This is a genomic window from Duganella lactea, assembly GCF_009857505.1.
Classification (GTDB): Bacteria; Pseudomonadota; Gammaproteobacteria; order Burkholderiales; family Burkholderiaceae_D; genus Rugamonas; species Rugamonas lactea.
The window spans coordinates 63,645-84,033 of the sequence record NZ_WWCP01000001.1; the positions used below are offsets into that span (position 1 = coordinate 63,645).

Annotated in this window: 19 protein-coding genes; 9 read left to right on the top strand and 10 right to left on the bottom strand. The window is 65.1% G+C overall.

The features are described 5' to 3' along the window. Window positions 1-42: 42 nt before the first annotated feature. Window positions 43-2,085: a M13 family metallopeptidase gene (locus GTP44_RS00310; RefSeq protein WP_371867118.1), complete on the bottom strand. Its 2,043-nt coding sequence runs from the start codon at window positions 2,083-2,085 to the stop codon at window positions 43-45. Window positions 2,086-2,212: 127 nt separating this feature from the next. Next, window positions 2,213-2,794 carry a hypothetical protein gene (locus tag GTP44_RS00315; RefSeq protein ID WP_161017863.1) on the bottom strand — a complete coding sequence of 194 codons (582 nt, stop codon included), beginning with the start codon at window positions 2,792-2,794 and terminating at the stop codon, window positions 2,213-2,215. Between the two features lie 345 nt (window positions 2,795-3,139). Here GTP44_RS00315 and GTP44_RS00320 point away from each other — a divergent pair, with 345 nt between their 5' ends. The 5 genes from GTP44_RS00320 to GTP44_RS00340 all read left to right on the top strand — a co-directional run bounded on the left by GTP44_RS00320 (window position 3,140) and on the right by GTP44_RS00340 (window position 9,634). Next, complete coding sequence (locus tag GTP44_RS00320) at window positions 3,140-4,585, top strand: S41 family peptidase (RefSeq protein WP_161017864.1); 1,446 nt, start codon at window positions 3,140-3,142, stop codon at window positions 4,583-4,585. Between the two features lie 127 nt (window positions 4,586-4,712). After that, on the top strand, window positions 4,713-5,834 hold the full coding sequence (locus GTP44_RS00325; RefSeq protein ID WP_161017865.1) for a beta-ketoacyl-ACP synthase III: 1,122 nt from the start codon (window positions 4,713-4,715) through the stop codon (window positions 5,832-5,834). A gap of 53 nt (window positions 5,835-5,887) precedes the next feature. Beyond that, window positions 5,888-7,300 carry a MocR-like pyridoxine biosynthesis transcription factor PdxR gene (pdxR, locus tag GTP44_RS00330; RefSeq protein WP_161017866.1) on the top strand — a complete coding sequence of 471 codons (1,413 nt, stop codon included), beginning with the start codon at window positions 5,888-5,890 and terminating at the stop codon, window positions 7,298-7,300. A gap of 86 nt (window positions 7,301-7,386) precedes the next feature. Further along, a complete protein-coding gene (locus GTP44_RS00335) occupies window positions 7,387-7,836 on the top strand; it encodes a carboxymuconolactone decarboxylase family protein (RefSeq protein WP_160988495.1) in 450 nt (149 codons plus the stop codon). Window positions 7,837-7,906: 70 nt separating this feature from the next. Then, window positions 7,907-9,634 (top strand): cation:proton antiporter domain-containing protein, encoded by a 1,728-nt coding sequence (locus GTP44_RS00340; protein WP_161017867.1) that lies wholly within the window; start codon window positions 7,907-7,909, stop codon window positions 9,632-9,634. Window positions 9,635-9,645: 11 nt separating this feature from the next. Here the strand turns inward: GTP44_RS00340 and GTP44_RS00345 are convergent, their stop codons facing one another. After that, a complete protein-coding gene (locus tag GTP44_RS00345) occupies window positions 9,646-11,688 on the bottom strand; it encodes an NADPH-dependent 2,4-dienoyl-CoA reductase (RefSeq protein WP_161017868.1) in 2,043 nt (680 codons plus the stop codon). A 111-nt stretch (window positions 11,689-11,799) separates the two neighbouring features. On the opposite strand from GTP44_RS00345, the gene GTP44_RS00350 reads away from it, so the two are divergent. Next, the gene (locus GTP44_RS00350; RefSeq protein WP_371867119.1) at window positions 11,800-12,390 is read left to right on the top strand and encodes an SRPBCC family protein; all 591 of its coding nucleotides are present in this window, start codon (window positions 11,800-11,802) and stop codon (window positions 12,388-12,390) included. A gap of 14 nt (window positions 12,391-12,404) precedes the next feature. Here GTP44_RS00350 and GTP44_RS00355 read toward each other — a convergent pair whose 3' ends face one another. From GTP44_RS00355 to GTP44_RS00380, 6 genes are all read right to left on the bottom strand, one after another. Continuing rightward, window positions 12,405-12,857, bottom strand: coding sequence for a hypothetical protein (locus tag GTP44_RS00355; RefSeq protein WP_161017869.1), 453 nt, complete (start codon window positions 12,855-12,857; stop codon window positions 12,405-12,407). 21 nt (window positions 12,858-12,878) lie between these two features. Beyond that, on the bottom strand, window positions 12,879-13,319 hold the full coding sequence (locus GTP44_RS00360) for a DUF2721 domain-containing protein (RefSeq protein WP_160988588.1): 441 nt from the start codon (window positions 13,317-13,319) through the stop codon (window positions 12,879-12,881). Between the two features lie 77 nt (window positions 13,320-13,396). Then, window positions 13,397-14,353 (bottom strand): prolyl aminopeptidase, encoded by a 957-nt coding sequence (pip, locus tag GTP44_RS00365; protein WP_161017870.1) that lies wholly within the window; start codon window positions 14,351-14,353, stop codon window positions 13,397-13,399. Window positions 14,354-14,441: 88 nt separating this feature from the next. Next, window positions 14,442-15,182, bottom strand: a complete 741-nt coding sequence (phbB, locus tag GTP44_RS00370) for an acetoacetyl-CoA reductase (RefSeq protein WP_160988490.1) — start codon at window positions 15,180-15,182, stop codon at window positions 14,442-14,444. Window positions 15,183-15,281: 99 nt separating this feature from the next. Beyond that, the gene (locus tag GTP44_RS00375) at window positions 15,282-16,460 is read right to left on the bottom strand and encodes an acetyl-CoA C-acetyltransferase (RefSeq protein WP_160988489.1); all 1,179 of its coding nucleotides are present in this window, start codon (window positions 16,458-16,460) and stop codon (window positions 15,282-15,284) included. A 237-nt stretch (window positions 16,461-16,697) separates the two neighbouring features. Next, window positions 16,698-17,618: a LysR family transcriptional regulator gene (locus GTP44_RS00380; protein WP_161017871.1), complete on the bottom strand. Its 921-nt coding sequence runs from the start codon at window positions 17,616-17,618 to the stop codon at window positions 16,698-16,700. A gap of 251 nt (window positions 17,619-17,869) precedes the next feature. On the opposite strand from GTP44_RS00380, the gene minC reads away from it, so the two are divergent. From minC to minE, 3 genes are read left to right on the top strand one after another with little or no spacing between them, the layout of a single operon-like run. Further along, a complete protein-coding gene (minC, locus tag GTP44_RS00385; protein ID WP_161017872.1) occupies window positions 17,870-18,637 on the top strand; it encodes a septum site-determining protein MinC in 768 nt (255 codons plus the stop codon). Between the two features lie 26 nt (window positions 18,638-18,663). Further along, window positions 18,664-19,479, top strand: a complete 816-nt coding sequence (minD, locus tag GTP44_RS00390) for a septum site-determining protein MinD (protein WP_160988487.1) — start codon at window positions 18,664-18,666, stop codon at window positions 19,477-19,479. Window positions 19,480-19,481: 2 nt separating this feature from the next. Further along, window positions 19,482-19,733 (top strand): cell division topological specificity factor MinE, encoded by a 252-nt coding sequence (minE, locus tag GTP44_RS00395; protein ID WP_072782712.1) that lies wholly within the window; start codon window positions 19,482-19,484, stop codon window positions 19,731-19,733. A 1-nt stretch (window position 19,734) separates the two neighbouring features. Here minE and GTP44_RS00400 read toward each other — a convergent pair whose 3' ends face one another. Continuing rightward, window positions 19,735-20,250 carry a hypothetical protein gene (locus GTP44_RS00400; RefSeq protein ID WP_161017873.1) on the bottom strand — a complete coding sequence of 172 codons (516 nt, stop codon included), beginning with the start codon at window positions 20,248-20,250 and terminating at the stop codon, window positions 19,735-19,737. Window positions 20,251-20,389: the final 139 nt, after the last annotated feature.

Consider the following 20,389-nt stretch of genomic DNA (forward strand, 5'->3'; position numbering starts at 1 on the left):
AAAAAAGCCACACGGAGTGGCTTTTTTGCTGCTGATAAACGCTTACCAGATGATGATGCGCTGTTCCGGCGCAACATACAGCTTGTCGCCCGGTTTCACGCCGAAGGCGTCGTAGAAGCCCGGCTGGTTGACCACCGGGCCGTTGGTGCGGAACTGGCCCGGCGAATGCGGGTCGGTCTTGATTTGCAGGATCTGCTGCGCCTCGCGCATCTTCACGCGCCAGATCTGGCCAAAGCCCATGAAGAAGCGCTGATCGCCGGTGAAGCCGTCGATCACCGGCGCCGGCTTGCCGCCCAGCGACAGCTGGTAGGCCTTGTAGGCGATCGCCACGCCGCTGTTGTCGGCGATGTTCTCGCCCAGCGTCAGCGCGCCGTTGACGTGGTAGCCCGGCAGCGGGCTGTAGCCGTCGTACTGCTTGACCAGCGCGTCGGCCTTGGCCTTGAAGTTGGCGCGGTCTTCCTTGCTCCACCAGTCGCGCAGATTGCCGTCGCCATCGGACTGGCTGCCGCCATCATCGAAGCCGTGGCTAATCTCGTGACCGATGACCGCGCCGATGGCGCCGTAGTTGACGGCGTCGTCGGCGCGCGCGTCAAAGAACGGCGGCTGCAAAATCGCGGCCGGGAACACGATCTCGTTCATTGTCGAGCTGTAGTAGGCGTTGATGGTTTGCGGCGTCATGCCCCATTCGTCGCGGTCGATCGGCTTGCCCAGCTTGGCGATCATGCGCGCGTGGCGGTAGTTCGCGGCGCGCAGCACGTTACCGATCAGGTCGGCCTTGATGATGGTCAGCGACGCATAATCGCGCCACTTGTTCGGGTAGCCGATCTTCGGCGTGAACTTGGCCAGCTTGGCCTGCGCCTCGATCTTCGTCGCCGGGCTCATCCAGTCGAGATTGTCGATGCTGGTCTGGTAGGCGGCCAGCAGGTTCTTCACCAGCTGGTCCATGCGCTGCTTGCGCTCGGGCGGGAAGTAGTCGGCCACGTACAACTTGCCCAGCGCTTCACCCAGGCTCGCTTCCACCAGCGCCACGCCGGTCTTCCAGCGCGGCGGCTTGACGGCCACGCCGGTCAGCACGGTGCTGTAGAAATCGAAGTGGGCGTCGGCGAAGTCCTTCGACAGGAACGGCGATGCTTCGCGCAGCAGTTGCCATTGCAGATAGACCTTCCAGGTGGCCAGGTCGGTCTTGTCCAGCACGGCGGCAAAGCTGGTCAGATAGCTCGGCTGGTTGACGATCACGTAGTCGACCTTGTTGGCCACGCCGGCGGCGGCCAGCGCGTGGCCCCAGTCAAAGCCTGGCGCCAGCTCGGCCAGTTGCTTGATCGGCATCTTGTTGTAGCGCTTGACCGGGTCGCGGTTCTGCACCTTGGTCCATTGCGCTTCGGCCAGCTGGGTTTCCAGCGCGACGATCTTGCGGGCGTTGGCGACGGCGTCGCGGTCGCCGGCCAGGCCGAGGATCTTGGCCACGTGCAGCTCATACTTGGCCAGCGCGCTGGCCAGCTTGGCGTCATCCTTCTTCAGGTAGTAGTCGCGGTCCGGCAGGCCCAAACCGCTCTGGCCGATGTAGACCGCGTACCTGGTGGACTCGCGCGCATCCTGGCGCACGCTGATGCCGTAGGGCGCGCTGACGCCGATCTGGCCCAGGTGGGCAAACATCATCGGCAGGCCGTTCTTGTCCTTGATGGCGCGGATGCGGTTCAATTCGCCGGTCAGCGGACGGATGCCGATGGCGTTGAGCTTGGCTTCGTCCATGAAGCTGGCGTACAGGTCGGCGATTTTCTGCGCCTCGCTGCCCTGCTTGCGGGCCTTGTCGGCTTCGGCTTTCTCGATCAGGCCGCGCAGCTGCGGCAGCGTGTCGTCGCGCAGCTTGGCGAAGGTGCCCCAGCTGGATTTGTCCGATGGAATCTCGGTGGTCTTCAGCCAGTTGCCGTTCAGGTAGGTAAAGAAGTCATCCTGCGGACGCACGCTGGTGTCCATGTTGGGCAGGTCGATGCCGGAGATCGGCGCACTATCATGGGCTTCGTGGGCCAAGGCGAGGGCGGCTGTCAGGCTCAGGGTCAGAGCGGTCAGCAACAGGCGTTTTTTCACAGCGGGTCCTTATGGTTAGAACTTGGGTTTCCGAATTCTAACTTCAGCCCCGGCTGAGGGATAGTGGCCGTCCGTTTGTTACTTTACGATACATGCGCGGGTGGGCGTGCGCGCAACGAACGGCCGGTTAGCCACCACCACCCGGCAGATTGACATTCAGGCCCCCCATGCCGGCCCCCATGCCGCCACGCGCGCCCTTGCCGCCGCGGTGCTCGCCACTGTCCTCGCGGCGCTCCGGACGCGGGCTGACGCCGTCGTCCGGCACGCGCTGCAGTTGTTCGGCCAGCGTCCGCGCCACGGTCTGGCGCTGGCTTTCCGATAAGGCATCATTGACCGTCAGCCACCATTCGCGCAGCAGCTTTTCCTCGCCGGCGCTGACGCTGGCCTCCTCTTCGACGGCCTTGGCCAGGTCGCGCAGTTCCACATTGGCGCTCTGCGCGCCGGCCAGCGTGGCCGCCTGCAGACGGTCGCGACGCTCCTTGCGGGCACGCAACAAATTGCGCGTCTTGCTCTCGGTCTGCGACCACAGCGTCTGCTGGTTGCCGTTCAGGTTCAGCGATTTCTTCAGCTCAGCGGCCATCGGCAGATAGTCGTCGGCCTTCAGCTCCATCAACGGCAAGGCCATGGCCGGCGATAGCAAGGCGGAGAACGCCAGCGCCACACTGAGGCGGCGCAAGACGGACGAGGCGGGACGTGGCAAGAATCGCATGGATGCTCCGTAGATAAAAAAAAGCCAGCGCTTGGGGCGCTGGCGAAAAACCACTTCAGGGTAGAGAGAAATACGAGCTCAGTGTAGGCCGCGAATTTGCGGACGGCAGGGCTTCTTACAAATATTTACTGTCGTGAACGCTGGGGATACACGCCATACAAATCAGAAAAATGATTGTTTCGCCAAGCGGGCATTGGCGCGCTTCGGAAGTCAACGGCGCCCGTTGTAAATCGGCGTAAAGGTATAAATCAATTTCGCACGGGCCACTACGTTTGCCAGGAATCAGGTTTATACTCGTTTCACGCCCGCTGCAGATTCGCAGCGGCGAGCTTTGACAGGTGAAACATGGGCAAGAAATTAAAGAACTCCGGCTTGATCGGCGTGGGGGTGGTGGCCGGCATCGCCATCTCGCTGCAGTTTTCCGCCATGGCCCAAAAGCCGGTGGACCCGCCGCTGCCGCTGGCCGAACTGCGCCAGCTGGCCGATGTGTTCGGCCTGATCAAATCCGATTACGTCGAGCCGGTCGAGGACAAGAAGCTGCTGACCGAGGCCATTTCCGGCATGGTCGCCTCGCTTGATCCCCATTCCGCCTACCTCGACAAGAAAGCCTATGCCGAGCTGCGCGAGGGGTCGCAGGGCAAGTTCGTCGGCCTGGGCATCGAGATCGGCCAGAGCGAGGACGGCTACATCAAGATCGTCGCGCCGATCGAGGATTCGCCGGCCTGGCGCGCCGGCATCAAGCCGGGCGACCTGATCAGCCGGCTGGACAACGTGCAAGTCAAAGGCATGTCGCTGGACGACTCGATCAAAAAAATGCGCGGCGAGCCCAACAGCAAAGTCAGCCTGACCATCCTGCGCAAGGGCGAGCCGGAGCCGCTGACCTTCAACATGACGCGCGAAGAGATTCATCAGAAGAGCGTCAAGGGCAAACTCATCGAGCCGGGCTATGCGTGGCTGCGCATCTCGCAATTCCAGGAGCCGACCGTCGATGACATGGCGGCCAAGATTATCGAGCTGTACCAGCAAGACCCCCACATCAAGGGGCTGGTGCTGGACCTGCGCAACGATCCCGGCGGCGTGCTGCAAGGGGCGATCGGCGTGGCCGCCGCCTTCCTGCCGAAGGATGCGCCGATCGTGTCGACCAACGGCCAGTTGCCGGACCAGAAACAGATCTTCTACGGCCGTCCCGAATACTACGAGCTGCGCGCCGAAAGCGACGCGCTGGCCAAGCTGCCGGCCGCGCTGAAGAAGGTGCCGATGGTGGTACTGGTCAACACCGGCTCGGCGTCGGCCTCGGAAATCGTCGCCGGCGCGCTGCAGGACTACAAGCGCGCCGACATCATCGGCACGCAAACCTTCGGCAAGGGCTCGGTGCAGACCATCCGCCAGCTGACCGCCGACACCGCCGTCAAGCTGACCACCGCGCGCTACTACACGCCGAACGGCCGCTCGATCCAGGCCAAGGGCATCACGCCCGACCTCGTGGTCGATGAAAACGCCGACGGCGACGGCCTGAACGCGCTGCGCACCCGCGAGGCAGACCTCAGCAAGCACCTCAGCAACGACCGCGAGGCCGAGGGCGAAAAGAGCAAACGCGACGAGCTGGAAGAGCAGGTTCGCATCCTGGCGCTGGAAAAGAACCGCAAACCGCTGGAATATGGCAGCGGCGAGGATTTCCAGCTGCAACAAGCGCTGAATCACCTGAAGGGCCTGCCGGTCCAGCTGGCCAAGCCGGCCACCACCGTGGTCAGCACCGACACCGGATTGCCGAAGGACCTGGCGAAAAAATAAGCGGTCACATCAAGCAGACCCAGCGGCGCCTCCAGGGCGCCGCTTTTATTTTCCAGTAACGTGCAGCCATTGTGTAGAATTTGCCTCATTATTGGCAACTGCCATTGCTTAACTTGAAAGTTTAACCATGAAACAAGCCGTCATCAGCGGTACCGGCCTCTTCACGCCAGCGCAGTCGATCACCAACGAAGAACTGGTTGAATGTTTTAACGCCTACGTCGAACAATTCAACGCCGGGCACGCCGCCGCCATCGCGGCCGGCACGGTCGCGGCGCTGGAGCCGTCCAGCGTGGCGTTCATCGAGAAGGCGTCCGGCATCAAGGCGCGTTACGTGATGGAAAAGGCCGGCATCCTCGATCCGCGCCGCATGGTCTCGCGGATCGCCGAGCGCGCCGACGACGACCTGTCGCTGCAGGCGGAAATCGCCGTGGCCGCCGCCCGCCAGGCGCTGGACCGCGCGCAGAAAACCGCCGCCGACATCGACATGGTGCTGGTGGCCTGCTCCAACCTGCAGCGCGCGTATCCGGCCATGGCGGTCGAGGTGCAGGGCGCGCTCGGCATCGACGGCTACGGCTTCGACATGAACGTGGCCTGCTCGTCGGCCACCTTCGGCATCCAGCAGGCGGTGGCGGCGGTGCAAAGCGGCCAGGCGCGCGCGGTGCTGGTGCTGAATCCGGAAATCACCTCGGGCCACCTGAACTGGCGCGACCGCGACAGCCACTTCATCTTCGGCGACGCCTGCACCGCGATCATCATCGAAGCCAGGGACACCGCCACCAGCAGCCACCAGTGGGAAATCCTCGAAAGCAAGCTCAAGACCAGCTTCTCGAACAACATCCGCAACAACTTCGGCTTCCTCAACCGCTTCGATGAAAGCGGCGTCGGCCAGGCGGACAAGCTGTTCCGCCAGCAGGGCCGCAAGGTGTTCAAGGACGTCTGCCCGATGGCCGCCGAGATGATCAAGACCACCATCGCCGACGCCGGCCTGGAAGTGCCGCAGATCAAGCGCTACTGGCTGCACCAGGCCAACCTGAACATGAACCTGCTGATCAGCCGCCTGGTGCTGGGCCGCGACGCCGAGCCGGGCGAGGCGCCGGTGATCCTGGACGAATACGCCAACACCTCGTCGGCCGGCTCGGTGATCGCCTTCCACAAGCACTCGGCCGATCTGGCCAAGGGGGAGCTGGGCGTCATCTGCTCGTTCGGCGCCGGCTACTCGATCGGCTGCGTGGTGGTCAAGCGCGTCTGAGGACGGCACCATGCGCGCCGGCGCATGACCTGCATCGACCTTTGGAGTGGGCCATGGATTTTCCGCCGCTGGACAACAGCGCCGCCGAACCGCTGTACCGGCAAATCTACACGCGCTTGCGTAGCGCCATCGCGGAGGGCACGCTGCAACCCGGCGACCGCATCCCGGCCGCGCGCGCCCTCGCGCTGGAGCTGGGCCTGGCGCGCGGCACGGTGGAATCGGCCTATTCTCTGCTGACGGCGGAAGGCTATGTGACAGCGCACGGCCAGGCCGGCACCGTGGTCACGCCCGCGCTGGCGCGCCACGCGCCGGTATCGCCGACACCGCGCCCCGCCACCGCCCACAACAACCTCGGCGACGCCGCCTCGTCCACCCTGCCGTTCCAGATGGGCATACCAGCGCTGGACGCCTTCCCGCGCAAGGTGTGGGCGCGCCTGACGGCACGCGCGGCGCGCGCCACGCGGCCGGCCGACATGATCTATCCGCCATGGGCCGGGCTGCCGGAACTGCGCATCGCCATCGCCGCCTACCTGCAGCTGTCACGCGGCATCGACTGCACGCCGTCGCAGGTGTTCATCACCAGCGGCTACCGCAATTCGATGGAACTGATGACGCGCGCACTGCTGCGGCCAGGCGACGGCGTGTGGGTCGAAGATCCCGGCTATCCGCCCACCAGCGATTTGCTGCGCGAGGCAGGCATGCAACCGGTCCCGGTGGCGGTGGATGGCGAAGGTTTGATGGTGTCACACGGCGTGGCCACGGCGCCGCAGGCCAGAGCCGCCATCGTCACGCCGGCGCATCAAAGCCCGCTGTGCGTCTCGCTATCGCTGCCGCGCCGTCTGGCGCTGCTGGACTGGGCCTCGCAAGCCGGCGCCTGGATCGTCGAGGACGACTACGACGGCGAATACCGCTACGTCAGCCGTCCGCTGCCGGCGCTGCAAAGCCTGGACCGCGATGGCCGCGTGCTGTACTCCGGCACCTTCAGCAAGGTGCTGTTCCCGGCGATCCGGCTGGCCTACCTGGTGGTGCCGCCGGCGCAGGTCGCACGTTTCGAGCATCTGAGCCGCACCCTCGCCCTCGGCGGGCCGACGCTGATGCAAAGCGTGGTGGCCGACTTCATCAACGAAGGCCACTTCGCCCGTCACATCCAGCGCATGCGCCGTCTGTACGCCGAGCGCCGCCGGTTCGCCGCCGACGGCCTGACGGCGGCGCTGGGCCAGCACATGTCGGTGGAGCCGCAACCGGGCGGCATGCATCTGGTGCTGCGCATGAAAGGCCACGACGGTGATCGGCGCGACCGCGCACTGGCGGCGCGCATGGGCGACCACGGCATGGCGGCGCTGGCCCTGTCCGAGCGCGGCGTGCTGCCGCAGATTCCGTCGGCACTGCTGCTGGCCTTCACCAACATCGATACCGAGGCCAGGGCGCGGGAACTGGGCCAGCGCATACTGAACATCATGGCCTAGTCCAAAACACCATTCATGGCCCTTCAACGATAGTCCATCGAAGCGCACAATGACTCCATCGTCATCAAGCAAACCAAGGAGTCATCATGAGCAAGCGTCTGGAAATCTTCAAATTAGCCCCCGCCGCCTACAAAGGCTTCGGCGCCGTCAAAGACTATGTCGCGGCGGCGTTGCCGGCCGAGCTGCTGGAACTGGTCAACCTGCGCATCTCGCTGATCAACGGCTGCGCCTACTGCATCGACATGCACACCCGCGACCTGCTGAAGCAAGGCGTCCGCGCCGACAAGATCGCGCTGGTGCCGGTGTGGGACGAAGCCGCCGCGCTGTTCAGCGCAAAAGAACAGGCGGCGCTGGCATGGGCCGAAGTGGTCACCCGCGTCGAGCAAACCAAGGTGCCGGACGCCGCCTACCAGGCCGCGCTGAGCGTGCTGAGCGAGCAGGAACTGGCCGACCTCACCGTCGCCGTCGCGCTGATGAACGCCTTCAACCGCTTCGGCGTCAGCATGCGCATGCAGCCGGCGGCGTTGTCAATTTAGGATGGTCGCGGTGGAGGGTGTGTTACGCTGAGGGTTACACGTAGTTTTTTTCTTAAGGAACCCTCAACGCATGCCCCACAACATCAGCCTGATTACCACGATCGCCGCCGCACTGGGAGCTGGTCTCCTGTTCGGTTATTTAGCAACGCGCCTCAGATTACCGGCGCTGGTGGGTTATCTCGCTGCGGGCATTATCATCGGACCGGCAACGCCCGGTTATGTGGCGGATGCGGCGCTGGCCGGCCAGTTGGCCGAAATCGGCGTGATGCTGATGATGTTCGGCGTCGGCCTGCACTTCTCGATTGAAGATTTATGGGACGTGCGCAAGGTGGCCCTGCCCGGCGCGATCTTGCAGATCGCCGTCGCCACCGCGCTCGGCATGGCGCTGGCCCACTTCTGGGGCTGGAGCATCGGCGGCGGGCTGGTGTTCGGCCTGGCGCTGTCGGTCGCCAGCACCGTCGTGCTGCTGCGCGCGCTGGAGGAGCGTGGCATCCTGGACAGCTTCAACGGCCGCATCGCGGTCGGCTGGCTGGTGGTGGAAGATCTGGTCACGGTGCTGGTGCTGGTGCTGCTGCCGGCATTGGCCAGCTCCCTCGGCGGCGAAGCGCTCGACGCCGCCAGCGGCCATGGCGGCGGCGACGACAACTTGTGGACCACGCTGGCGCTGACGCTGGGCCAGGTCGGCGCCTTCATCGTGCTGATGCTGGTGGTGGGCCGCAAACTGTTCCCGTGGATTCTGTGGCAGGTGGCGCGCACCGGTTCGCGCGAGCTGTTCACGCTGTGCGTGATCGCCGCCGCCGTCGGCATCGCCTACGCGTCCACCCATTATTTCGGCGTGTCGTTCGCGCTGGGCTCGTTCTTCGCCGGCATGGTGCTGCGCGAATCGTCGCTGGCGCACCGCGCCGCCGAGGAATCGCTGCCGCTGCGCGACGCGTTCGCGGTGCTGTTCTTCGTCTCGGTCGGCATGCTGTTCGAACCGTCGGTGCTGACCGAACAACCGCTCAAGCTGCTGGCGGTGGTGGCGATCGTCGTCGTCGGCAAATCGGTGGCGGCCTTTCTGCTGGTGCTGCTGCTGCGCTACCCGGCGAAGACCGCGCTGATGGTCTCGGCCAGCCTGGCGCAGATCGGCGAATTCTCCTTCATCCTGGCGGCGCTGGGCCTGTCGCTGAAGCTGATGCCGGCCGAGGGCCAGACGCTGATCCTGGCCGGCGCCATCATCTCGATCGCGCTCAACCCGGTGGTATTCAGCATCACCAAGCCGCTGGAGCGCTGGCTCGGCAAGAATCTCGACCTGGCGGCCAAGTTCGACCGCTCACCCGATCCGCTGGCCGAGCTGCCGATGACCACCCCGCACGAGCATCTGCGCGGCCAGGTGGTGCTGGTCGGCTACGGCCGCGTGGGCCGCAAGATCGCCGCCAAACTGAAGGCGCAAGGCATCTCCTACGTGGTGGCGGAACAGAACCGCGAGATCGTCGACCAGTTGCGCAAGGACGGCATCCCGGCGGTGGCCGGCAATGCCGGCGAGCCGGCGGTGCTGATCCAGGCGCACATCGCGCACGCCGCCATGCTGGTCATCGCCACGCCGGACACCTTCCACGTGCGCGCGATGATCGAAACGGCGCGCGCGCTGAATCCGAACATCAAGAGCGTGGTGCGCACCCACAGCGACGCCGAGGCGGAGCTGCTGCGCAGCGAGCGCGTCGGCGAAATCTTCATGGGCGAGCAGGAGCTGGCCAAGGGCATGACCGCGTATGTGCTGGAACATCTGGACAAGGCACACAAAGGTCACGCCCACTGAGGCAGGAACGCTTACAGGCGCGCAGCCAGCTCCGCGCCTTCCTTGATGGCGCGCTTGGCGTCCAGTTCCGCCGCCAGCGCGGCGCCGCCGATTTTGTGGAAGCGCGGCGCGCCGGCCGCTTTGGCTTCCGCTTCGGACGGCATCAGCTCCGCCAGACTGTCCTGCCCGGCGCAGATCACCACGTTATCCACCGACAGCAAGCGCTGCTTGCCGCCCACAGTGATGTGCAACCCCTGATCGTCGATGCGGTCGTACTGCACGCCGGCCAGCATCACCACGCCATTGCGCGCCAGGACCGCGCGGTGCACCCAGCCGGAGGTCTTGCCCAGCCCCGCGCCCGGCCGTGAGGTTTTGCGCTGCAACAGATACAGCTGGCGCACCGGCGCCACCGGCGCCGGCGGCACCAGCCCGCCCGGCGTCTCGACCGCCAGGCTGACGCCCCACTCGCTGGCCCAGACATCCAGCGCCAGTGGCAGCGGATGGCGCGTGTCGTGCAGCAGGAATTCGCCCATGTCGAAACCGATGCCGCCGGCGCCGATGATCGCCACGCGCTTGCCGACCGGCGCCTTGTCGCGCAGCACATCGATATACGACAGCACCTTCGGATGATCGATGCCCGCGATCGGCGGCTTGCGCACCTTGACGCCGGTGGCGATGACCACATCGTCATAGCCTCCGGCCAGCAGCTGCTCGCGCGTGACGCGCTGATTCAGTCGCAGCTGCACACCGGTCAGCGCGATCTGACGCCCGAAGTAGCGGATGGTCTCGGCGAATTCCTCCTTGCCCGGCACCTGCATGGCGATCTTGAACTGGCCGCCGATGCTGTCGGCGGCCTCGAACAGCGTCACCTCGTGGCCGCATTGCGCCGCCACCGTGGCCGCCGACAAACCGGCCGGTCCGGCGCCGACCACCGCCACCCGGCGCCGCTTCGCCGCCGGCGCATACACCAGCTCCGTCTCATGGCAGGCGCGCGGATTCACCAGGCAGCTGGCGCGTTGCCGCGAGAAGGTGTGATCGAGACAGGCCTGGTTGCAGCCGATGCAAGTGTTGATTTCATCGGCGCGTCCGGCCGCCGCCTTGGCGACGAAGTGCGCATCGGCGAGGAAGGGACGCGCCATCGAAATCAGGTCGGCCTCGCCGCGCTGCAGGATGCCCTCCGCCTCGGCCGGCATGTTGATGCGGTTCGACGCCACCACCGGGATCGTCACCTCCAGCCGCAGACGCCCGGCCAGCGCGGCGAAGGCGGCGCGCGGCACCGAGGTGACGATGGTCGGCACGCGCGCCTCGTGCCAGCCGTAGCCGGTGTTCAGGATGCTGACGCCGGCCTGCTGCAAGGCCTTGGCGACGGCCACCACGTCGTCCCAGGTGTTGCCGCCTTCGACCAGGTCCAGCAGCGAGTGGCGGTACATGATGATGAAATCGCGGCCGACCGCCGCGCGCATGCGCCGCACGATCTCCAGCGGCAGCCGCATGCGGTTTTCGATGCTGCCGCCCCACTGGTCGGTGCGCAGATTGGTGCGCGCGCACAGGAACTGGTTCAGCAGATAGCCCTCGCTGCCCATCACCTCGACGCCGTCGTAGCCGGCGGCGCGCGCCAGTTGCGCGCAGCGGACGTAGTCGCGGATGGTCCGCTCGATGCCGGCCTCGCTGAGCGCGCGCGGCTTGAACGGCGAGATCGGCGACTTCTGCCCGGAGGCCGACACCACCAGCGGCTGATAGCCATAGCGGCCGGCGTGCAGGATCTGCATCAGGACCTTGCCGCCCTCCTCGTGCACCGCGCGCGTCACGCGCCGGTGGTTGGGCACGTCGCCCTGGAAGTTGAGCGTCCCTGCAAAGGGTAACAGCCAGCCGGAGCGGTTGGGAGAGATGCCGCCGGTCACAATCAATCCGACACCACCGCGCGCGCGTTCACGATAGAATGCGGCGAGCTTGGCGTAATTGTAGAAGCGGTCTTCGAGGCCGGTATGCATCGAGCCCATGATGACGCGATTGCGCAGCGTCGTGTGGCCGAGGTCGAGGGGCGCCAGCAGGTGCGGGTATGGTGTCGTTTTCATAATACCCGCATTTAATCCCAATTCTCTAGACCTGGGCTTCTAAAGTCCCCGCGTGCCGCGCTTGTATTCTGCCACCCTTTACCTTACGCTGGACCAATGATGCGATTCCTTGTGTTTTTGTTGTTGGGCGTGAGCGCCCCGCTGGCGATGGCGCAGACAGCGCGGTCCGAGCGGCCCGACCTGCCCAAGCTGGAGGTGTCGGTCAACCGCGTGGACCAGGACAACCAGCACATGTACGAAGTCGATGCCGTCGGCGCGGTGCACGCGTCGCTGCCCAAGGTATGGCGCATCCTCACCAACTATGAACGCATGACCGAGTTCGTGCCGGACATGGAGTCGTGCAAGGTGTTGTCGCGCAATGGCAATGAGGTGATCATTGAACAATTCGGCGTGGCCCGGTTCCTGTTCATGAACCGCACCATCCACCTGATCGTGCGCGCCACCGAGCAGCCGATGTCGTCGATCGACATCGCGCTCATTTCCGGCGACATGAAGCATTATGAATCGCGCTGGGAGCTGATGCCCGTCCCGGAGACGGGCGGCACCAAAATCGTCTACCACGGCAAGCTGCTGCCGAATTTCTACGTGCCGGGCCTGATCGGCTCGAAGATGATCCGTGGCGACATCGAGCGCATGATGAGCGCCGTGCTGGCGCGCATCGACCGCCGCGACGACGCCCGCGTCGAGGCCATCCCCAAATAAGCCGCGCCCGGCGCTCAGGCCAGGTAGGTATCGCGCGAGCGCAGCTCGGCGTAGTTTTCCAGATTGCCGATCTTGATCAGCACCGGGTTCAGGCTCAATTGCGCCTGCATCGCGCGCCAGGCGAATTGCCACTCCTGTTCCGGCGCCTCGGCCGCGGTCTTGGTGAAGGCCGCGCCCAGCGCGGCGCGCGTGCCGTATTCGACGGCGCCGTCGATGCCCGCCCAGCTCGGCAAGGCGCGCTGCACGGCACGGTGGATGCGCTCGCCGAATTCTTCGGTGTTGTGGATGATCAGGCAGGCGTCGGCGCTGAACAGCTCGAACAGCTTGCGGTCCCAAGCCTGGGAAAAGCTCAGCGTCAGGCACCGGCTGGCCGGGCGCAGAATGAATTGGCCCTGGCTCAGCGCCAGTTCCAGGTCTTCGCGCACGCCGTAGCGGTACAGGGTGGGCGGGCGTTGGTAGTCGTGCATGATGTTTCTCACATAAAAAGTTTAACGCTTGCGGCGGACGTGGCGCTGGGAGCGCATCCAGTTCGACGCAATATAGATTTCGCGCAGCAGCGAGACAAAGCTGCCGACCAGGCAGATCACCGCCACCACGAACATGCCGGCAATATACTTGTCCAGCCCGAGGTTGGTGATATCGCCGAGGAACAGCATCGCCACCATCACGCAAACGAACAGGCCGCAGGCGGTCGACAAGAAGATCGACATGTTGATCAGGTGCGAGCGGCGGTACAGCACGTCCAGCTCATTGAGGTAGGGGTCGCTGTAGGCCACATCGAGCCGGTCCTCCAGCACGCGTGAGCGGTCGATGATGCGCGCCAGCCGGTTGGTCAGCACGATCAGGTTGGTGCAAACGCCCGACAGCAGGAACACCGGCGCGATCGCCAGCTGAATGATGTGACCGATATCTGCGGTCTGCAGCGTCATGAGTGCCATACGGGTTTGGTTTTGTTCTTATCGATGGGTTCACAGTGTAGCAGCCCGCGTCTGCCACGGGCGGTTTTTCAGGCGAAGGCGCGCTGGCGCTTGAACTGCTCGGTGGCGGCCACCAGCGCGCGGGCGATGCCCTGTTCCATGGCGCCATGGCCAGCGTCCGGAATCATCTTCAGCACCGAGCCGGGCCACGCCTGGTGCAGGCGCCAGGCCGACACCGGCGGGCAAATGACGTCGTAGCGGCCCTGCACGATCACCGCCGGCAGGTGGGCGATACGGCCGATGTCGCGCACCAGCTGGTCGTCGCTGAAGAAGCCGAGATGGGCCATGTAGTGCGACTCCAGCCGGCCGACGCCGAGGTCCAGCGTGTCCGACGGCGGCTCGTCGGCCTGCGGCAGCAGGAACACGCGGCGGCCTTCGAAGCGGCTCCAGGCGCGCACCGCCGGCCAGTGCACGGCCGGGTCGTCGCTGATGATGCGCCGCACATAGGCTTGCAGCAGGTCGCCGCGCTCGGCCTCGGGAATCGGCGCGATGAATTCGGCGTGCACCTCGGGGTGGAACCATTGCGCGCCGTCGAGGAACCAGTCGATTTCCTTGCGCGTGCACAGGAAGATGCCGCGCAGCACGAAGCCGAGGCAGCGTTCGGGATGCGCCTCGCCGTAGGCCAGCGCCAGCGTCGACCCCCAGGAGCCGCCGAACACCAGCCATTGCGCGACGCCGGCCATCTCGCGCAGACGTTCGATGTCTTCGATCAACAGCTGGGTGGTGTTGGCGCGGCATTCACCCAGCGGCGTCGATTTGCCGGCGCCGCGCTGGTCGAACAGGATCACGCGGTACTGTTCCGGGTCGAAGAAGCGGCGGTGCTGCGGCGACAGGCCGGCGCCCGGCCCGCCATGCAGGAAAATCACCGGGATGCCGGCCGGATTACCCACCTCCTCCCAGTAAATGGTGTGCAGACCATCCACCGCCAGCATGCCGTGACGGCTGGGGGTGATTGGGGGAAACAGCGGGGAGGCGGCGTCGAACATGGCTATCCTTGGGGTATCGATAGCGGATTGTACGAAAAAAAAGCCGGGATCGCGAACGAACCCGGCCCGTGTGTGGCGGCGTTGCCGCTCAGGACATGTGCTGGCCGCCGTTGATGGCGATGTTGGCGCCGGTGACGAAGGCCGCCTCATCGGACGCCAGGTAGGCCACCAGGCCCGCCACCTCGTCCGGCTTGCCCAGACGGCCCATCGGGATTTGCGGCACGATCTTGGTATCGAGCACTTCCTGCGGGATCTCCATCACCATCTTGGTACCGATGTAGCCCGGCGAGATGGTGTTGACGGTCACGCCCTTCTTCGCCACTTCCAGCGCCAGCGCCTTGGTGAAGCCGTGCATGCCGGCCTTGGCGGCCGAGTAGTTGGTCTGGCCGAAGGCGCCCTTCTGGCCGTTGACCGACGAGATGTTGATGATGCGGCCCCAGCCGCGTTCGATCATGCCATCGCATACCGGCTTGGTCATGTTGAAGACCGAGTCCAGGTTGGTCTTCATGACCGCGTCCCAGTTGACCTTGTCCATTTTCTTGAAGGTCATGTCGCGCGTGATGCCGGCGTTGTTGACCAGCACGTCCACCGGACCGATGTCCTTCTCGATGGCGGCGATGCACGCCTGCGCCGACTCGTAGTCGGCCACGTCGCACGGATAGGCGCGGAAGTTATAGCCCTGGTCACGGGTCGTGGCCAGCCATTGTTCGACCTTGGGATTGCCTGGGGAATACGTGGTGACCACGCAATAGCCCAGCGCGGACAGCTTGTAGCTGATCGCTTCGCCCAGACCACCCATGCCACCGGTTACCAATGCTACTCTTGCCATATCGTCCCCCTCGTTGTTAAATGAAGCCAAAATTGGAGCGTGCCCGGCGCCGCCGGGCCGCGTCTTGTCATTATCTTGCTAGCGTATCCAGCGACGGTATCAAGCGCGCTCGATCGCCAGCGCCACGCCCATGCCGCCGCCGATGCACAGCGACGCCAGGCCCTTCTTGGCATCGCGGCGCACCATTTCGTGGATCAGCGTGACCAGGATGCGCGCGCCGGAGGCGCCGATCGGGTGGCCGATGGCGATCGCGCCACCATTAACGTTGATCTTGCTGGTGTCCCAGCCCATCTCCTTGTTGACCGCCACCGCCTGCGCGGCGAACGCCTCGTTGATTTCCAGCAGGTCCAGGTCGTCCGGCGTCCAGCCGGCCTTTTTCAGGCACAGGCGGGTGGCCGACACCGGGCCCATGCCCATGTAGGCCGGGTCCAGGCCGGACGAGGCGTAGGCCTTGATCCGCGCCAGCACCGGCAGGCCCAGTTCCTTGGCCTTGCTGGCGGTGGTCATGATGACGGCGGCGGCGCCGTCGTTCAGGCCGGAGGCATTGCCGGCGGTCACGCTGCCGTCCTTGGCGAAGGCCGGACGCAGGCCGGCCAGGCCTTCCAGCGTCGAGCCCGGTTTGATGTATTCATCGCTGTCGAACACGAAGCTGCCCTTCTTCTGCACGATTTCCAGCGGCAGGATCTCGTCCTTGAATTTGCCGGCTTTCTGCGCCGCCTCGGCCTTCAGCTGCGACTGCAGCGCGAACTCGTCCTGCTCGGCGCGCGAAATCTCGTATTTTTTCGCGACGTTCTCGGCGGTGGTGCCCATGTGGTACTGGTTGTAGGCGTCCCACAGGCCGTCGACGATCATCGAGTCGACCGCCTTGAAGTCGCCCATGCGGAAGCCGTCGCGCGAGCCGGGGATCACGTGCGGCGAGGCGCTCATGTTTTCCTGGCCGCCGGCGATGACGATCTGGGCGTCGCCGGCCTTCAGCGCCTGCGCCGCCAGGTGGGTGGCTTTCAGGCCGGAACCGCACACGTGGTTGATGGTGAAGCCGGGAATGGTGTTGGGCAGGCCGGCCTTGATGACGGCCTGGCGCGCCGGGTTCTGGCCGACGCCGGCGGTCAGCACCTGGCCGAGGATGGCTTCGCTGATCAGGTTGGGATCGATGCCGGCCTGGGCGATCAGGCCCTTGATGACATGCGCGCCCAGCTCCGACGCCGGCACCTTGGCCAGACTGCCGCCGAATTTACCCACCCCGGTACGGCCGGCGGCAACGATAACTACATCATCCATGTGATTCTCCAATGCGCCGGCCGCAGCCGGCTAAGTTGAGCGACAACGCGAGTGCTGATGATACGCCGTCCACCGGCATGCCGTGGCAGGTTTCAATGCTGCGCTGCCGCGAGAATAGGTCCGAGAAAAGGTCTCGCAACGCTAGCGTTGGGCACTCATCGTATGCGCCGCTTTCCGCACACACCTTGACGTGCATCAAATGCAAGCACTGTATTTTGAATAAACGGTAGCAATTTTTCAAGACATTAATTGGATACCGTCCAGCGAGGCGGCGCATTGCGCCCGTATCACATCGACGAAATCGCGCACGTAGGCTTGCTGCCGCAGCGCCGCCGGCACCGAGACAAACAGCTCGCTCCACAGGCCGTGCTCGCCGACCGGGCGCGCCACCACATAGCCGTCGTCGACATACTGCCGGATGGCCCAGTGCGGCAAAGCGGCGATGCCGCGCCGGCTGGCCACCAGTTGCAAGACCGCCACCGTCAGCTCGGCGGTGCGGCGCTGGAAGGGAATCTGCGCCGGCGCCAGCACCGCGCGCACCAGGTCGACGCGCGGCGCCGGCACCGGGTGGGTGATCAGGGTTTCGCCGGCGAAGTCGGCCGCCCGCAGGCGGCGCTGCGTGGCCAGCCGGTGCCGCGGCGCCATCACCACCAGCGTTTCATAGCGGAACAGCGGCAGCGCGACCCAGTCCGGGCCACAGTCGGGACCGATCACCAGATCGGCGTCGCCGCTGCGCAGCAAGGCCGCCGGCGCGGCGTCAGGGTCGGCAGCGGCAGCGGACACCAGGTCGATCTCGACCTCGGGCCAGCGCTGGCGGAACTGATCCAGCACCGGCATCAGCCACTCGAAGCAGGCCGGACATTCCAGCGCCACCCGCAGCTGGCCGGTGTCGCCCTGGGTCAGGCGCGCCACCTCGCGCTCGGCGGTCTCGATTTCCGGCAGCAGCAGGTCGGCCAGCTTGAGCAGCCGGGCGCCGGTGGCGGTAAAGCCGATCGGCACCGATTTGCGCTCAAACAACGGTCCGCCATAGCGTTCCTCCAGCAGCTTGATCTGGTGCGACAGGGCCGACTGCGTCAGATTCAGCAATTGCGCGGCGCGCACCAGGCTGCCGGCCGAGCGCAGCGCGCTCAAAGTGCGTAGATGGCGGATCTCAAGCATGGACTATGATGGATTTTCACGTGCGGACGAAATGGCTTCTATTTTAATGATAGACCGGTTGCCCCACACTGTAGCGCAGCAATATGAAATGTGGATGACAGCCGCGGATGACCGCCGTGACGCCCCCAAGCGGGCCTGGCGCCGCCGATTTCGCCGCGCGCACGCTTGCCGGGCCTCCCTTTTCCTGATGTTCCACAGTAAAATGCGGGGGCCTGCGCATGCGCGCGTGGCTAACCCTGATCCTCTCGCCCATGTCCAAGAGCCTGTTTCAAAAGCCGATCGAAATCAAAATTTCCACCGTCGTCGCCGTTTCCGCCATCCTGGCCACCGCCGACCGCCTGGCGCTCGACGCCGCGCTGGCCGAAATGACCGGCGGCACCACCGACTTTTTCGAGGACGACCTGACCGTGATCGACGTCGCCGCGCTGCCGGCCGGCGGCGCCCCGGTCGACTGGGGCGGCCTGATCGCCCTGCTGAAAAAATACCGCCTCAATCCGGTCGCCGTGCGCAACGCGGCGCCGGCCATGGCGGCCGACATCGCCGCCCATGGCCTGAGCCTGGAAACCGCCAGCGCCAAGCCGAAGGACGAGCCGACCACGCCACCACCGGCGGCGGCTGCGGCGCCGGTGGTGGCCGCCCAGGCGCAGCCGCCGGCCGCCGCCGGCAACGGCACCGAGGTGATGATCATCGACACCCCGGTGCGCGCCGGCCAGCGCATCTACGCCCGCGGCTGCGACCTGGTGGTCACGGCCGTCGTCAACAACGGCGCCGAGATCATCGCCGACGGCAGCATCCACGTCTACAACACGCTCAGCGGACGGGCGCTGGCCGGCGCCTCGGGCAATGCCCAGGCCCGCATCTTCGCCATGAACATGGCGCCGGAACTGGTGTCCATCGCCGGCGTGTACCGCACGTTTGAAGATGGCTTCCCGAGTGAATTTGCCCGCGCGCCGGCGCAAATCCGCCTCATGGGCGACCGAATCGATATACTATCTGTCAACCCCGCAACCCGCGCCTGACAGCACCTCTCTGAAAAGGATTATTCGTGGCAAGAATTATTGTTGTAACGTCCGGCAAGGGCGGTGTCGGCAAGACCACCACCAGCGCCAGCTTCTCCACCGGCCTGGCGATGCGCGGCCACAAGACGGCCGTCATCGACTTCGACGTCGGCCTGCGCAACCTCGACCTGATCATGGGCTGCGAACGCCGCGTGGTGTACGACTTGATCAATGTGATCAACAAGGAAGCCACGCTGACCCAGGCGCTGATCAAGGACAAGCACTGCGACAACCTGTTCATCCTGCCAGCCTCGCAAACGCGCGACAAGGACGCGCTGTCCGAGGACGGCGTCGAAGTGGTGCTGCACGAGATGATCAACATGGGCTTCGAGTTCATCATCTGCGACTCGCCGGCCGGCATCGAGCACGGCGCGCTGATGGCGCTGACCTTCGCCGACGAGGCGGTGATCGTCACCAATCCGGAAGTGTCGTCGGTACGCGACTCCGACCGCATTTTGGGCATCATCCAGGCCAAGTCGCGTCGCGCCCAGACCGGCGGCGAGCCGGTCAAGGAACACCTGCTGATCACCCGCTATTCGCCGAAGCGCGTCGAGCAGGACGAAATGCTGTCGTATGACGACGTGCAGGAAATTCTGCGCATTCCCTTGATCGGCATCATCCCGGAATCGGAACAGGTGCTGCACGCTTCCAACCAGGGTAATCCGGCCATCCACTTCAAGGGCACCGACGTGGCGCAAGCCTACGAGGACGTGGTGTCGCGCTTCCTCGGCCAGGACGTGCCGCTGCGCTTCACCAATTACGAGAAGCCGGGCCTGTTGCAGCGTATCTTTGGGAGCAAGTAACCATGGCTCTGCTTTCCTTCCTGTTTCCACCGAAGCCCAAGACCGCCACGGCGGCCAAGGAGCGGCTGCAGATCATCATCGCGCGCGAGCGCAGCGGCCGCGCCGGGCCGGACTTCCTGCCGGCGCTGCATAAGGAACTGATCGAGGTGATCTCCAAGTACACCAAGGTCAACGCCGACGACATCAAGATCTCGCTGGACCGCCAGGGCAACCTGGAGGTGCTCGACGTCAACGTGGTGCTGCCGGACGCCTGATTCAGGCTGTCGGCCGGTGGACGCCGGCCGACAGCAATTGCTGCGCCACGCTGGCGCAGGCGTCCACATGCTGATAGCCGATCTGGCGAAAGGCATAAAAGCCGATGCCGGCCGAGGCCAGTTGCCCGGCCAGCGGCACCAGCTTGCCGGCCTGCCGCACCACCGTCTTGAAACCGGTCTTGCGCAACACCTGCATCACCACTTCCCGCGTTACCAGTTTCCCCACCAGCATGCCGCCGACGCCGATCGCCGCCTCGTAGGCGATCAGCCGGAACTTCGGCTGCAGGCGCTCGATTTGCTGCTCGGACAGACCGAATTCCTGATTGATATCGTCAATTAACAACGTAAACAGGCGCAGGTCGGAGACGATATCGAGGCCCGGCAGCGGCACCGCCGCCATGCCGGCCGACACCATCGCGCGCCGCCGCACCAGCTGACGGCAGCGCTCGCGCACAGCGGCAATGTCGCGTTCCGACGCCGGCACCAGCGTCCAATGTGTGTCTTTTCTGCTGCGCATCACCCCTCCCGGCCCGTTCCAGGCGTTCTTGCCGATTTTCAACTTTCGCATTGAATTCGGCGTTTTTCCAGTGTACCGTGTATTCCAGATGCGGGCTGCCGGGGTGAAAACAAGCATTGCATAAAGTATATTCATAGTG

What these genes read in the sequence shown, in the direction of transcription:
- minC (WP_161017872.1), top strand. Translation starts at nt 17,870, where the DNA reads ATGTCCAAGAGCCTGTTTCAAAAGCCGATCGAAATCAAAATTTCCACC.
- GTP44_RS00335 (WP_160988495.1), top strand. Translation starts at nt 7,387, where the DNA reads ATGAGCAAGCGTCTGGAAATCTTCAAATTAGCCCCCGCCGCCTACAAA.
- GTP44_RS00360 (WP_160988588.1), bottom strand. Translation starts at nt 13,319, where the DNA reads ATGACGCTGCAGACCGCAGATATCGGTCACATCATTCAGCTGGCGATC.
- GTP44_RS00340 (WP_161017867.1), top strand. Translation starts at nt 7,907, where the DNA reads ATGCCCCACAACATCAGCCTGATTACCACGATCGCCGCCGCACTGGGA.
- GTP44_RS00320 (WP_161017864.1), top strand. Translation starts at nt 3,140, where the DNA reads ATGGGCAAGAAATTAAAGAACTCCGGCTTGATCGGCGTGGGGGTGGTG.
- GTP44_RS00375 (WP_160988489.1), bottom strand. Translation starts at nt 16,460, where the DNA reads ATGGATGATGTAGTTATCGTTGCCGCCGGCCGTACCGGGGTGGGTAAA.
- phbB (WP_160988490.1), bottom strand. Translation starts at nt 15,182, where the DNA reads ATGGCAAGAGTAGCATTGGTAACCGGTGGCATGGGTGGTCTGGGCGAA.
- GTP44_RS00400 (WP_161017873.1), bottom strand. Translation starts at nt 20,250, where the DNA reads ATGCGCAGCAGAAAAGACACACATTGGACGCTGGTGCCGGCGTCGGAA.
- GTP44_RS00345 (WP_161017868.1), bottom strand. Translation starts at nt 11,688, where the DNA reads ATGAAAACGACACCATACCCGCACCTGCTGGCGCCCCTCGACCTCGGC.
- minE (WP_072782712.1), top strand. Translation starts at nt 19,482, where the DNA reads ATGGCTCTGCTTTCCTTCCTGTTTCCACCGAAGCCCAAGACCGCCACG.
- GTP44_RS00380 (WP_161017871.1), bottom strand. Translation starts at nt 17,618, where the DNA reads ATGCTTGAGATCCGCCATCTACGCACTTTGAGCGCGCTGCGCTCGGCC.
- GTP44_RS00315 (WP_161017863.1), bottom strand. Translation starts at nt 2,794, where the DNA reads ATGCGATTCTTGCCACGTCCCGCCTCGTCCGTCTTGCGCCGCCTCAGT.
- GTP44_RS00355 (WP_161017869.1), bottom strand. Translation starts at nt 12,857, where the DNA reads ATGCACGACTACCAACGCCCGCCCACCCTGTACCGCTACGGCGTGCGC.
- pip (WP_161017870.1), bottom strand. Translation starts at nt 14,353, where the DNA reads ATGTTCGACGCCGCCTCCCCGCTGTTTCCCCCAATCACCCCCAGCCGT.
- pdxR (WP_161017866.1), top strand. Translation starts at nt 5,888, where the DNA reads ATGGATTTTCCGCCGCTGGACAACAGCGCCGCCGAACCGCTGTACCGG.
- GTP44_RS00325 (WP_161017865.1), top strand. Translation starts at nt 4,713, where the DNA reads ATGAAACAAGCCGTCATCAGCGGTACCGGCCTCTTCACGCCAGCGCAG.